Consider the following 13,243-nt stretch of genomic DNA (forward strand, 5'->3'; position numbering starts at 1 on the left):
ACGAATCACTCGGTGACCTGACACCCACCGAGTACCGCCAACAAGCCGCCAGCGGTTCTACTTTTGAAGTGTCTGCTTGACGGGGGAGCTTACGCAGGTGCCCGCCCTTTTCATGCCTGAAAGGGGCGGACTGTCGGGTAATTACTCAACTCATACAGGCGTACCAAGGTTAACCTCTTTCTTCCGCCGCCTCGTAGACGCTCGCCAACACCGAAGCCGCCGCCGCATACAGCGTGGCCGGCACGTCGTCGCGCAGGCGCAGGGCGGCGAGGACGGCGGCGATCTGGGCGTCGTGGTGCAGCGGCAGGCCGAGCGCGCGGGCGCGGGCGAGCAGCATGTCCAGCGCCTCGGGGCGCAGCGTGGCCGGCTTTTCCTCGCCGGGGCCGGCCAGGCGCAGGGTGACGCGGCGGTAGGCGGGAGGCAGCGGCTGGTTCATGCGGTGGCCTTGAGCAGCAGGCCGCCGGCGCGGCCGGAGCCGTGGGGCAGGCCGGCCTGGCAGCTCAGCTGGTCGAGCAGCACGCCGCAGGCGGACAGGCGCTGGCGCAGGGCGACGAACTGCCGCTCCAGCTTCTCCACCGCGCCGGCGCGCTCGGCCCACAGGCGCACGGCCAGGCGCAGGTCGCGCAACTGCAGCTCGCCCTGCACCGGGCCGAGCGCGGGCAGGTCGATGGAGAAGCCCAGCGTCCAGGCGGCGCCGCCTTCCTCGCCCTCGCGGGCCATCTCCAGGTGGAGCTGCAGCACGTCGCGGCCGTCCTCGCCCTGCACCGGGATCTCGATCATCCAGGCCTGCGCCTGCGCGTTGTCGAGCTGGGCGACCTCCAGCCGCGCGAGCGCGGCGCGCACGTCGCCGTGCAGGCGCTCGATCAGCGCGCCGAGGTCCTCGCCGCCGTCCTCGCCCGGTGGCGGCAGGGGCACGGGCTGGCGCGGCTGCGGCGGCTGCAGGCCGCGCTGGTGCAGCGGCGGCGGGGTGTCGGCGGCGGCCGGCTGCGGGCGCGCCGGGGCGTACTGTTCGAGCACGGCGGCCAGGTGCAGCAGCACCGCCTTCCAGTCGTCGCCGCCGAGCGCGAGGAGGTCGGCGCGCGGCTGCACCAGCTGGTATTCCAGGAACAGGCCGCTGCGCAGGATCGCCTCGCGCAGGCCTTCGCCGCGGGTGATTTCCTCGGGCATGCGCACGGCGTGGTCGAGCAGCGCCAGCGCCTCGCGCAGCGGCTGCGGCAGCTGGCGCAGCACGGGGCGCTGCGACAGCGCGGCGAGCGAGGCGAGCAGCGGGGCGTAGCCGTTCTGCTGCGGCAGGCGCTCGCGCAGGGCGCGGTAGACGATGGGGTCGGGCGCCCCCGCGCCGACGACCTCCAGCAGCGGCTGGCTGCCCAGGCTCTGCACGCGCACCTGGAACTGCGGCGGCAGCTGGCCGTTGGCGAACTGCTGGCCGGTGGGCAGCTCCGCTTCCACCGTCAGCGCGCCGATCTGCAGCACCAGCAGGCCGCGCTCGTTCACGCCGAGCGGGCGCGCGGCCAGCACCGCGCCGATGCGCCAGCTCTCGGCGCTGGTGCCCGCGGCGGCCCCGGCCCAGGTCATGGCGGCCAGGCTGGTGGGTTGGATGATCACGCGGTTCTCCTGCGCTCTCCGCCGGAACCGGGCGCGGTTTCGGGCGTTCGCCTGCGTATCGGCGCCCAGCCGCCGAACTTGAGGGGCTGCCGGCGCGCCGCGACGGGATGCCGCCGCGCGCCGGCAACCCGGCGCGGCCCGCTTTGCGAACCGGCGCACACGGCGCCGCCTAAAGCGCGGGCCGGCGCGGTCGATAAACCACCCGCAGGGGCACGACGGAGTCCACATGGGCGGCAAGCGAGCGATGGCGCGGGAAGACACGGCGCAGGCGGCGACGATCGGCCTGCCGGCGGACTGCCGCATGGCGGCGCAGGCCGCGCTGCTCGGCGAACTGCTGGGCGCGCTGGACGCGCCGGCCACCGCGCTGGACGGCCGCGCGGTGGAGCGCGTGGACACCGCCGCGCTGCAGCTGCTGACGCTGTTCCGCCGCGAGGCGGCGGCGCGCGGCCGCGCGGTGACCTGGCTGGGCGCGAGCGAGACGCTGCGCGACGCGGCCGTGGTGCTGGGCCTCACCCAGGCATTGGATCTGCCGGCGTCGCCGGCCTGAACTTGAGACGAGGTGGAAGATGGCAAGGATTCTTGCGGTGGACGATTCGGCGTCGATGCGCGGCATGGTGGCCTTCACCCTGCGCGGCGCGGGCCACGAGGTGACCGAGGCGGAGAACGGCCAGCAGGCGCTGGACGTGGCCGGCGCGGGCGCGTTCGACCTGGTGCTGGCCGACGTCAACATGCCGGTGATGGACGGCATCACCATGGTGCGCGAGCTGCGCGCCAAGCCCGAGTACAAGGGCGTGCCGATCCTGATGCTGACCACCGAGTCGCACACCGACAAGAAGATGGAAGGCAAGGCGGCAGGCGCCACCGGCTGGCTGGTCAAGCCGTTCGACCCGGACCAGCTGCTGGCCACGGTCAAGCGCGTGCTGGGCTGACGGGCCGGCGGGCGCGGGCAAGCGGCGGCGCTTCCGGGCGGCCCCCGCCCGCGCGGGGCCGACGGTCCAGGGGGACGGCGCGGCGGGCGGCGTCCCCGCGACGCTTCATCTGCAGAGTAGGCATCACCATGAGCAAGGCCGGTCTGGCGCAGTTCCAACAGGTGTTCATCGAGGAGAGCCTGGAAGGGCTCGACACGATGGAATCGTCGCTGCTCGCGCTGGACGAGGGCGGCGACCCGGAGCTGGTGCACACCATCTTCCGCGCCGCGCACTCGATCAAGGGCGGCGCGGCCACCTTCGGCTTCCCGGAGATCTCCTCGTTCACCCACGAGGCGGAGTCGCTGCTGGACGAGGTGCGCGGCGGCAAGCGCGCGATCGACGGCGCCATCATCGAGCTCATGCTGCGCACGGTGGACTGCCTGCGCGGCATGTTCGCCCGCGCGCAGGCCGGCGGGCCGCTCAACGACGCGGTGGCCGAGGGGCTGCGCGCGGAGCTGGCCGCGGCGATGGGCCGCGGCGTCCCGGCCGGGGTGCAGGCGCGGCGCGCGGCGGACCAGGCCGACGCCTGGACCATCCGCTTCCGCCCGCACCCGGGCATGCTGGCCGGCGGCAACGACCCGCTGCGCCTGATCCGCGAGCTCGCGGGACTGGGCGAGCTCGCGGTGACGGCGGAGCTGGACCGGCTGCCGCCGCTGGCGAAGCTCGACCCGTCCGAGTGCCACCTGGGCTGGACCATCGAGCTGAAGGGGCCGGTGAAGCGCGAGGACATCGCCGCGGTGTTCGACTGGGTGGAGGACGAGTGCGACCTCGCCATCGAGCCGAGGCACGCGGCCGCCCCGGCGCCCGCCGCCGCGCCGGCGGCCGCGCCCGAGGCCGCCGCTCCCGCGCAAGCGCCGACGCCCGCGCGTCCCGCGCGCGAGGCGGGCGGCGCCCCGGCCGCCGCGGCCGGCGCCGAGTCCAGCTCGGTGCGCGTGTCGATCGAGAAGATCGACGGCCTGATCAACCTGGTGGGCGAGCTGGTGATCACCCAGTCCATGCTCGACACCTTCCGCGGCGGCGAGATCGACGCCGCGCGCCTGGCCCTGCTCGAACAGGGCCTGGCCCAGCTGGCGCGGCACACGCGCGAGCTGCAGGAGAGCGTGATGGGCATCCGCATGCTGCCGATCGCCTCGGTGTTCAACCGCTTCCCGCGCATGGTGCGCGACATCAGCCAGAAGCTCGGCAAGCAGGTAAGGCTGGAGCTGGTCGGCGAGCAGACCGAGCTGGACAAGACGGTGCTGGAGAAGATCGGCGACCCGCTGGTGCACCTGGTGCGCAACGCCATCGACCACGGCCTGGAGACGCCGGAGAGGCGCCGCGCCGCCGGCAAGGGCGAGCAGGGCACGCTCACCCTCGCGGCCTCGCACAGGGGCGGCAACATCGTGGTGGAGGTGCGCGACGACGGCGCCGGCCTCAACCGCGAGGCGATCGTGGCCAAGGCGGTGCAGCGCGGCCTGATCGCCTCGGGCGAGGGCCTGAGCGACGAGGCGGTGGCCGAGCTGATCTTCCAGCCGGGCTTCTCCACCGCCGCGGTCACCACCGACCTGTCCGGCCGCGGCGTGGGCATGGACGTGGTCCGCCGCAACGTGGCGGACCTGGGCGGCACCGTCGCCATCCGCAGCACGCCGGGCCAGGGCAGCGCCTTCACCATCACGCTGCCGCTCACCCTGGCCATCATCGACGGCCTCACCGCCGCGGTGGGCGGCGAGCGCTACATCGTGCCGCTGGTCTCCATCGTCGAGTCGGTGCAGCTGAAGGCCGAGGCGGTCAAGACCGTGGCCGGCGGCGGCGAGCTGTTCCGCTTCCGCGGCGAGTACCTGCCGGTGATCCGCCTGCACGAGGCGTTCGGCTGCGCCGACGCGGTGCGCCGCATCGAGGACGGCCTGATGATCGTGGTCGAGGGCGACGGCAGCCGCGTGGGCCTGTTCGTCGACGGCCTGGTCGGCCAGCAGCAGGCGGTGGTGAAGTCGCTGGAAGACAACTACCGGCGGGTGCAGGGCGTCTCCGGCGCCACCATCCTCGCCGACGGCTCGGTGGCGCTGATCGTCGACATCGCCGGGCTGGTGCGCCTGCAGGGCCGGCGCAAGGCGGCCTAGCCGCCACCGCGGCGGCGCGGGAGGGCGCCGCCACCCCGCTACACCCAGCCGCGACAGGAAGCCGCGGCCGCCGGCGCGCGCGCCGGCGTCGAGCAGTGCACGGAATGAATCGGGCGAACGCATCCCTGCCCTTGTTCGTTTCTGAAGGTCTTGTTCCATGAAGTCCCCGTTCAAGTACATCGATCGCCTCGGCCTGCGGGCCAAGGTGTGGCTGGTCATCGCCTGCGTGGTGGCCGGGCTGGTCGCGCTCACCGTGATCTCCGCGCTGGACAGCCGGCGCCTGCAGATGGAGGCGCGCGTGCGCGCCTTGCGCGACGAGGTGTCGACCGCGCTCGCCCTGGCGCAGCGCTTCCACGAGCGCGCCCAGGCCGGCGAGTTCGGCGAGGCCGAGGCGCAGCGCCGTGCGCTGGAGGCGATGCGCGCGATGCGCTGGGACGACGGCCGCGGCTACGTGTTCGCGTTCGATTCCGCCCTGGTGATGCGCATGCACCCGCTGCTGGCGGCGAAGGAGGGCAAGAGCATCCGCGACGACACCGACCGGAACGGCAAGCCGATCTACCGGCTGATGCTGGCCGCCGACCGCGCCGCCGGCAGCGGCATCACCGAGTACGAGTGGCCGATGCCGCCGCGGATGGAGGTGGAGCCGAAGATCGCCTACACGCAGTGGTTCAGGCCCTGGGACCTGCACATCGGCACCGGCGCCTACTACGTGGACATCGACGCGCAGTTCCGCCGCATGCTGGAGGGCAGCCTGCTGCGCGCCGCGCTGGTGGCGCTGCTGGTGATCGGCGTGGTGTGGCTGTCCATGCGCAGCATCCGCAAGAGCATCGGCGGCGAGCCGGCCTTCGCGGTGGCGATGATCGACCGCATGGCCGACGGCGACCTGGAGCTGGACGGCGCGGCGGGCCTGGCGCCGGAGCCGGGCAGCATGCTGCACGCGATGCGGCGCATGCACGCCAGGCTGGTCGAGGTGGTCGGCGAGGTGCAGCGCGGCTCGCAGGTGGTGTCCGCGGCAGCGCAGCAGATCTCGCGCGGCAACGACGACCTCAGCCAGCGCACGCAGGAGCAGGCCTCCAGCCTGGAGGAGACCGCCGCCGCGATGGAGGAGATGACCGCCACCGTGCGGCAGAGCGCGGACAACGCCGGCCACGCCAACCGGCTCGCCCGCGGCGCGCGCGAGCAGGCCGAGCGCGGCAGCGCGGTGGCCGAGCGGGCCAGCGGAGCGATGCGCGCGATCGAGTCGGCCAGCAACCAGATCATCGACATCGTGCAGCTGATCGACGAGATCGCCTTCCAGACCAACCTCCTGTCGCTGAACGCGGCGGTGGAGGCGGCGCGGGCGGGCGAGCAGGGCCGCGGCTTCGCGGTGGTGGCGGCCGAGGTGCGCAGCCTGGCGCAGCGCTCGGCGGGTGCGGCGAAGGAGATCAAGGCGCTGATCGGCGACAGCGTGCGGAAGGTGCAGGCCGGCGCGGCGCTGGTGGAGGAATCCCGCCAGGCGCTCGCCGGCATCGTCGAGAGCGTGCGCAAGGTGGCCGACATCGGCGCCGAGATCGCCGCGGCCAGCCAGGAGCAGTCGGCCGGCATCGACCAGGTCAACCGCGCGGTGATGCAGATGGACGAGGCCACCCAGCAGAACGCCGCGCTGGTGGAGGAGGCCGCCGCCGCGGCGCGCGCCATGCAGGAGCAGGCCGATGCGCTGGCGCGGCAGGTGCGCTTCTTCCGCCTGGCCGGGCCGGCCGCGGCGCCCCGGCCGGCCCCGGTCCGGACCCCGGCGGCCCGGCCGCCGCGCGCGCTGGCCGCGGCCGGCGGCTGGAGCGAGTTCTGAGCCGGCGGCGGCGCTCAAGTTCCGCGCGCCGCCGCCGATTTCCATTCGAGAAGGGGGTGCCGCGCGGCGCCCCGCGACCGAGGCACCCCATGTCCGACACCGCCCACAGCGACGCTCCCTCGCAGTACCTGACCGTCAACCTCGCCCACGAGGAATACGGCATCGACATCCTGGCCGTGCGCGAGATCCGCGGCTGGACGCCGGTGACGCGCATCCCGCAGGCGCCGCACTACGTGCTGGGCGTGCTCAACCTGCGCGGCGCGATCGTGCCGGTGATCGACATGCGCCTGCGCTTCGGCCTGCCGCGCGAGGACTACGGCCCGACCACGGTCACCGTGATCGTCACCGTGGCCGGGCGCAATTTCGGCGTGGTGGTGGACGCGGTGTCCGACGTGCTGGACGTGGCCGCCGACGCGGTCCGCCCGGTGCCGGACATGGGCACCGCCGTGGACACCGAATACCTCAAGGGGCTCACCGCCGTGGACGAACGGATGGTGCTGCTGCTCGACGTGGACAAGCTGTTGCAGCCGCAGGACGCGCAGATGCTCGAAGCCGCCCTGCCGGCGGCAGCCGATGTGAAAGCCGTGGCCTGACAGGAATCACCATGAAAATGCCGAAACTGAAATTCAAGATCTCCGCCCTGACGGTCCGCGGACGCCTGCGGCTGGTGCTGGGCCTGCTGGTGCTGATGCTGTTCGGCGGCGCCGTGGTGGGGCTGGGCTCGATGCAACTGCAGAACGAGGGCCTGCGGCGCATGTACGAGGAGGAGATCATGCGCGGGCAGACGGTGTCCAAGCTGACCCAGCGCTCGCTGATGTCCTTCGTGGTGCTGGGCGAGGCGGGCAACGTGGCCGGCAAGCCCGACCAGCTCAAGCAGAAGCTGGCCGAGTTCGACAAGCTGCAGGCCGAGGTGGCCGACCTGAAGAAGCAGGTCGCCGGCTACCGGCTGGAAGGGGCGCTGGGCAAGCAGTACAAGGACTACGCCTCCACCGAGGGCGACTACCAGTCGGCCCTGAAGGACATGGTGGACGCGCTCAAGCAGGCCGATGCCGGCGCGCTCGACGTGCTGGAGCTGGAGGTGCGCCCGCTGCTGATGCAGCGCCAGGACGCGCTGAACAAGCTGGTGGACCTGCAGAGCGAGGAAGCGCGGCAGATCTATGCCGACCAGGTGACGCGCTACAAGGCCATCCGCACGCTGAGCATCGCCTCGCTGGTGGTCGGCCTGGCCGTGGCGCTGTTCCTGGCGCTGATGCTGAGCCGCTACATCGTGCGCACGCTGAGCTACGCCGGTCGCGTCGCCCGCGAGATCTCCGAGGGCAAGCTCGGCCACGCCATCGAGGTGAAGAGCAGCGACGAGCTGGGCCAGCTGCTGGACGCCTTCCGCACCATGGACGAGCGCCTGAGCGCGATCGTCGCCGAGGTGCGCCACGGCGCCGGCGCGGTGAGCACCGCCGCGCAGCAGATCTCGCGCGGCAACGACGACCTCAGCCAGCGCACGCAGGAGCAGGCCTCCAGCCTGGAGGAGACCGCCTCCTCGATGGAGGAGATGACCTCCACCGTGAAGCAGAACGCCGAGAACGCCAGCCACGCCAACCAGCTCGCCCGCGGCGCGCGCGAGCAGGCCGAGCGCGGCGGCGAGGTGGTGGCGCAGGCGGTCACCGCGATGAAGGAGATCAACAGCGCCAGCAGCAAGATCGCCGACATCGTCGGCCTGATCGACGAGATCGCGTTCCAGACCAACCTCTTGTCGCTGAACGCGGCGGTGGAGGCGGCGCGCGCCGGCGAACAGGGCCGCGGCTTCGCGGTGGTGGCGGCCGAGGTGCGCAACCTGGCGCAGCGCTCGGCGGGTGCGGCCAAGGAGATCAAGGCGCTGATCAAGGACAGCGTGGACAAGGTGCAGACCGGCTCGTCGCTGGTCGACCAGTCCGGCAAGGCGCTGGCCGACATCGTCGAGAGCGTGAAGAAGGTCACCGACATCGTGGCCGAGATCGCCGCGGCCAGCCAGGAGCAGTCGGCCGGCATCGACCAGGTCAACCACGCCGTGCTGCAGATGGACGAGATGACCCAGCAGAACGCCGCGCTGGTGGAGGAGGCCGCCGCCGCCGCCCGCTCGATGCAGGAGCAGGCCGGCGAGCTGGCCGCCCAGGTCAGCTTCTTCCAGGTCGCCGGCCGCGAGGAAGCGGCGCCCGCGCCGAGCGCGCAGGCGCGCCAGCGCAGCGTGGCGGCCGAGGCCGAGGCGGTGTTCGCCGCGGTGCGCAAGTCGCGGCCGGCGCGCAAGGCCGAGCCGGCCGAGGCGGTCGAGACGGCCGACGCCGGCGCCTGGAAGGAGTTCTGAGCGATGGCCGCCAGCGTCCTGGCCGATGACGGCATCGCGGCGGCTGGCGGCCCGCTGCTGGGCGACGCCGAGTTCCAGTTCCTGCGCGACTTCGTCTACCGCCACTGCGGCATCGCACTGAGCGAGCAGAAGCGCCAGCTGGTGCAGGGGCGCCTGCTGCGCCGCCTGCGCGCGCTGCGGCTGGGGGACTTCGCCGGCTACTGCGAGCTGCTGCGGCGCGACCCGGACGCCGAGCTGGGCGAGCTGGCCAGCGCGATCAGCACCAACGTCACCGCCTTCTTCCGCGAGGCGCACCACTACGAGCTGCTGGAGAACGAGCTGCTGCCGCAGTGGCTGGAGCACAAGCGGCGCAGCGGCGACCGCCTGCGCATCTGGTCGGCCGGCTGCGCCACCGGCGAGGAGCCCTACGCCATGGCGATGGTGCTGGCCGAGGCGCTGGAGCGCGCCGGCAAGACGGTGGACGCGAAGATCCTCGCCACCGACCTGTCGCCGCAGGCGCTGGGCGTGGCGCGCAAGGGCGTGTACGCGCTCGACCGCCTGGGCGGGGTGAGCGAGGAGCGCCGCCGGCGCTGGTTCCTGCGCGGCGAGGGCGAGTACGAGGGCTACGCCCGCGTGCACCCGCGCCTGCGCGAGCTGGTCACCGTGCTGCCGCTGAACCTGCTGCACGACTGGCCGATGCAGGGGCCGTTCGACGCGATCTTCTGCCGCAACGTGGTGATCTACTTCGACCAGCCGACCAAGCAGCGGCTGTTCCGCCGCTACGCGCAGATGCTGCCGCCGGGCGGCTACCTGTTCCTCGGCCACTCCGAATCCATGCACGGCCTGTCCGACGACTTCGAGCTGGTCGGCCGCACCACCTACCGGAAGCGCGCATGAACTCGCTGGCCGCCAAGCTGGACCACCTGCCGGTGCTGCCGGGCTTCGAGCACCTGCGCCGCTTCTGGGACAGCACGCACAACTGCCCGACGGTGAAGGTGCTGCCGGGCGAGTTCTACGTGAGCGGGCACGAGGAGGTGGTGTCCACCGTGCTCGGCTCGTGCGTGTCGGCCTGCATCTACGACCCGCGCCGCCGGCTGGGCGGCATGAACCACTTCATGCTGCCGGCGCCGTCGGGCGAGGGCGCGCGCGAGCGCGACGACTGGACCTGCACGGTGGGCCGCGCCGCCCGCTACGGCAACGACGCGATGGAGCAGCTGATCAACGCCATCCTCAAGGCCGGCGGCCAGCGCGCCGACCTGGAGGTGAAGATCTTCGGCGGCGGCCGCGTGCTGGCGCAGATGACCGACGTCGGCCGGCGCAACATCGAGTTCGTGCAGCACTACATCGAGACCGAGCGGCTGAAGCTGGTGGCCGCCGACGTGGGCGACGTGTACCCGCGCCAGGTGCAGTTCTTCCCGGCCAGCGGCAAGGTGCGCGTGCGCCAGCTCAAGCGCGCGGCCGACGCCGGCGTGGTGGCGGAGGAGAAGCAGTACCTCAAGCGTTTGGCCAACGATCCGATAAAGGGAGAGGTGGAGCTGTTCTGACGGCGCGGGGGCTGGCGCCGCGGGAGCGTGCACATCGGCTGTCGCGCCGGACGCCCGGCGCCGCGAGCGGACGGGCGCTCCCGCGACCCCAACCCCTGCCTTCCACCTTCGAGCACGACGAGACGAGAAACCCAAGGCAATGGAAAAAGTGCGTGTGCTGGTCGTCGACGACTCCGCCCTGGTGCGCAAGCTCCTGTCGACGATGCTCGTCTGCGATCCGGCGATCGAGGTGGTCGGCACCGCGCCCGACCCGCTGATCGCCCGCGAGAAGATCAAGCAGCTCAACCCCGACGTGCTCACCCTGGACGTCGAGATGCCGCGCATGGACGGGCTCACCTTCCTGGAAAACCTGATGCGGCTGCGGCCGATGCCGGTGGTGATGGTGTCCTCGCTCACCGAGCAGGGCGCCGAGGTGACCCTGCGCGCGCTGGAGCTGGGCGCGGTGGACTTCTTCACCAAGCCTTCCAGCGACCTGGCCAGCAGCTTCGCCGCCGGCGCGGAGGAGATCTGCGCCAAGGTGAAGGCCGCCGCGCGCACGCGCCCGCGCCAGCGCACCGTGGTGCGCCGGCTGGAGGTGGCGCCGCGGCTCTCCGCCGACGCCGTGCTGCCGCTGTCGCAGGGCGCCGGCACGCGCGGCGGCAGCCCGATCATCGCCATCGGCGCCTCCACCGGCGGCACCGAGGCGATCCGCGTGGTGCTGGAATCGATGCCGCCCGACGCGCCGCCCATCGTGATCACCCAGCACATCCCGGCGGCCTTCAGCGGCCCGTTCGCCAAGCGCATGGACGCCTGCTCGGCGATGCGCGTGTGCGAGGCGCGCGACGGCCAGCCGATCCAGCCCGGCCACGCCTACATCGCGCCGGGCAGCCAGCACCTGCTGGTGATGTGGGACGGCGCCAGGCATGTCTGCCGGCTGCACGACGGCCCGCCGGTGAACCGGCACAAGCCCAGCGTGGACGTGCTGTTCCGCTCGATGGCCGCCAGCGTCGGCAAGGCCACCGTCGCCGCGCTGCTCACCGGCATGGGCGACGACGGCGCGCGCGGGCTGCTGGAACTGTCCCAGGCCGGCGCGCCGACGCTGGTGCAGGACGAGGACAGCTCGGTGGTGTGGGGCATGCCCGGCGCCGCCTGGAAGCTCGGCGCGGCGCGCGAAATGCTCCCGCTCGACCAGATCGCCGCGCGCCTGCTCAAGCTGGCGCGCCTCCCCATCGACAGCGCGCAGCGCGCTGCCGCCCCCGTGAACGGATGAACCCATGAACGCGATGCTTGCCTTCCTCCACGCGCGCCCCTGGACCGGCCTGCTGGCCAGCGCGGCGGCGCTGCTCGTCGGCCTGCTGTGGCACCCGGCCTGGCTGGCGCCGGTGCTGGTGATCGCGCTCACCGCGGTGTGGATCGTGGAGACCCGCCGCGGCGCCCTGCGGGCGGAGGAGGCGCAGGGCGCCGACGAGGACGCCGCGGTCCACGCCGCGCCGGTGCGCGAGGCGATGGAGGACGTGCGCAGCGCGCTGGTGGACGAGCTGGGCCACGCCGCGCGCGAGCTGCACCAGGCGCTGGACCTGCTGCGCGACGCCGTCTCCGAGCTGGGCGGCGGCTTCGACGGCCTGTCGCAGAAGACCGGCCTGCAGCAGGCGCTGCTCAAGCAGATCATCGACGCGCAGCACGGCGAGGTGTCCGTGCAGGACTTCGCCGCGCGCACCGGCGACCTGCTGGAGCACTTCGTCGGCATGGTGGTGCAGATGTCGCGCGAGAGCCTGCGCATCGTCTACCGCATCGACGGCATGGCCAAGGAGATGGACGCGGTGTTCGGCCTGCTGAAGAACGTCAACACCATCGCCGAGGAGACCAACCTGCTGGCGCTCAACGCCTCCATCGAGGCGGCGCGCGCGGGCGAGGCCGGCCGCGGCTTCGCGGTGGTGGCCGGCGAGATCCGCAACCTGGCCAGCCACTCCAACCAGTTCAACGAGCAGATCGGCAGCCACGTCGAGCGCGCGCGCGCCGCGATGGAGCAGCTGCGCGGGCTGGTCGGCACCATGGCCTCGCAGGACCTCAACGTGGCGCTGTCGGCCAAGGGCGGCATCGACGCGATGATGGCGCACGTCACCGAGAGCGACGCGCGCACCAGCGCGGTGGCCGACCAGGTGGTGGAGATCAACCGCGGCCTCACCGGCGACGTGTCCACCACCATCCGCTCGCTGCAGTTCGAGGACATCCTGAGCCAGCTCATCAACCAGACCCGCACGCGGCTGGTCGAGCTGCAGGAGATCGCCACCGACTGCACGCGCGACATCGAGGAGCTGGCCTGCAGCCGCATCGACGCGGCGGCGCTGGAGGCGCGTGCGCAGCGCGTGCGCAGCCGGCTGGCGGTGCAGCGCGAGAAGGCGCGCCTGCGCTCGCGCGGCCCGGCGCTGCAGAGCTCGATGGATGCCGGCGAGATCGAACTGTTTTGAGGTGATCCCATGAGCAGCCTGACCGTCCACCACGACAGCGAAAACGACTGCCTCACCCTGCAGCTGGGCGAGCGCTTCGACTTCAGCGTGCACCGCGACTTCCACGACGCCTGCCTGGGGCCGGCCAGGCCGGCGCGCAGCTACGTGGTGGACCTGGGCGAGGTGAGCCGCATGGACAGCTCCGCGCTGGGGATGCTGTTGCTGCTGCGCGAGCATGCGGGGGCGGACCGGGCGGAGATCCGCATCGTCAATGCGGGGGAGGAGTTGCGGGGGACGTTGCGGGTGGCGGGGTTTGACAAGTTGTTCGTGCTGCACTGATTGCGTGTGCTGCGCTGGAGGGGTGGGGAGTTGACCTGAGTATGGAACTTGTAGCCAATCAGGCAGTGAGTCCGGGGTTGATGGTATCGGGTTTCGACCAGTTCCGGCGAACGCTCGCCGGGGGTT

General features: G+C 72.5%; 13 protein-coding genes. 11 read left to right on the top strand and 2 right to left on the bottom strand.

Going from position 1 to position 13,243, the window contains the following annotated elements; all coding sequences use genetic code 11:
* Positions 1-169 precede the first annotated feature (169 nt).
* Both C7456_RS16475 and fliK read right to left on the bottom strand, forming a co-directional pair.
* Positions 170-436: a flagellar biosynthesis protein gene (locus C7456_RS16475; RefSeq protein ID WP_109724896.1), complete on the bottom strand. Its 267-nt coding sequence runs from the start codon at positions 434-436 to the stop codon at positions 170-172.
* Positions 433-1,605, bottom strand: coding sequence for a flagellar hook-length control protein FliK (gene fliK / locus C7456_RS16480; protein ID WP_109724897.1), 1,173 nt, complete (start codon positions 1,603-1,605; stop codon positions 433-435). Before fliK ends, C7456_RS16475 begins: the two co-directional genes overlap by 4 nt.
* Positions 1,606-1,831: 226 nt before the next feature.
* On the opposite strand from fliK, the gene C7456_RS16485 reads away from it, so the two are divergent.
* The 11 genes from C7456_RS16485 to C7456_RS16535 all read left to right on the top strand — a co-directional run bounded on the left by C7456_RS16485 (position 1,832) and on the right by C7456_RS16535 (position 13,117).
* Positions 1,832-2,152: an STAS domain-containing protein gene (locus C7456_RS16485; protein WP_109724898.1), complete on the top strand. Its 321-nt coding sequence runs from the start codon at positions 1,832-1,834 to the stop codon at positions 2,150-2,152.
* Between the two features lie 19 nt (positions 2,153-2,171).
* Complete coding sequence (locus C7456_RS16490) at positions 2,172-2,534, top strand: response regulator (protein ID WP_109724899.1); 363 nt, start codon at positions 2,172-2,174, stop codon at positions 2,532-2,534.
* A 128-nt stretch (positions 2,535-2,662) separates the two neighbouring features.
* On the top strand, positions 2,663-4,669 hold the full coding sequence (locus C7456_RS16495) for a chemotaxis protein CheA (protein WP_109724900.1): 2,007 nt from the start codon (positions 2,663-2,665) through the stop codon (positions 4,667-4,669).
* A gap of 157 nt (positions 4,670-4,826) precedes the next feature.
* Positions 4,827-6,494, top strand: coding sequence for a methyl-accepting chemotaxis protein (locus C7456_RS16500; protein ID WP_109724901.1), 1,668 nt, complete (start codon positions 4,827-4,829; stop codon positions 6,492-6,494).
* An 89-nt stretch (positions 6,495-6,583) separates the two neighbouring features.
* Positions 6,584-7,087: a chemotaxis protein CheW gene (locus C7456_RS16505; protein ID WP_109724902.1), complete on the top strand. Its 504-nt coding sequence runs from the start codon at positions 6,584-6,586 to the stop codon at positions 7,085-7,087.
* 11 nt (positions 7,088-7,098) lie between these two features.
* A complete protein-coding gene (locus C7456_RS16510) occupies positions 7,099-8,829 on the top strand; it encodes a methyl-accepting chemotaxis protein (RefSeq protein ID WP_109724903.1) in 1,731 nt (576 codons plus the stop codon).
* A gap of 3 nt (positions 8,830-8,832) precedes the next feature.
* Positions 8,833-9,705 (top strand): CheR family methyltransferase, encoded by an 873-nt coding sequence (locus C7456_RS16515; protein WP_109724904.1) that lies wholly within the window; start codon positions 8,833-8,835, stop codon positions 9,703-9,705.
* Positions 9,702-10,352, top strand: coding sequence for a chemoreceptor glutamine deamidase CheD (cheD, locus tag C7456_RS16520; RefSeq protein ID WP_109724905.1), 651 nt, complete (start codon positions 9,702-9,704; stop codon positions 10,350-10,352). Before C7456_RS16515 ends, cheD begins: the two co-directional genes overlap by 4 nt.
* A gap of 139 nt (positions 10,353-10,491) precedes the next feature.
* Positions 10,492-11,601: a protein-glutamate methylesterase/protein-glutamine glutaminase gene (locus tag C7456_RS16525; RefSeq protein ID WP_109724906.1), complete on the top strand. Its 1,110-nt coding sequence runs from the start codon at positions 10,492-10,494 to the stop codon at positions 11,599-11,601.
* Positions 11,602-11,605: 4 nt separating this feature from the next.
* The gene (locus tag C7456_RS16530) at positions 11,606-12,799 is read left to right on the top strand and encodes a methyl-accepting chemotaxis protein (protein ID WP_109724907.1); all 1,194 of its coding nucleotides are present in this window, start codon (positions 11,606-11,608) and stop codon (positions 12,797-12,799) included.
* A gap of 18 nt (positions 12,800-12,817) precedes the next feature.
* Positions 12,818-13,117 carry an STAS domain-containing protein gene (locus C7456_RS16535; protein WP_109724908.1) on the top strand — a complete coding sequence of 100 codons (300 nt, stop codon included), beginning with the start codon at positions 12,818-12,820 and terminating at the stop codon, positions 13,115-13,117.
* The last annotated feature ends 126 nt before the right edge of the window (positions 13,118-13,243 follow it).

The sequence above is a fragment of the Fulvimonas soli genome (assembly GCF_003148905.1).
Lineage (GTDB): Bacteria > Pseudomonadota > Gammaproteobacteria > Xanthomonadales > Rhodanobacteraceae > Fulvimonas > Fulvimonas soli.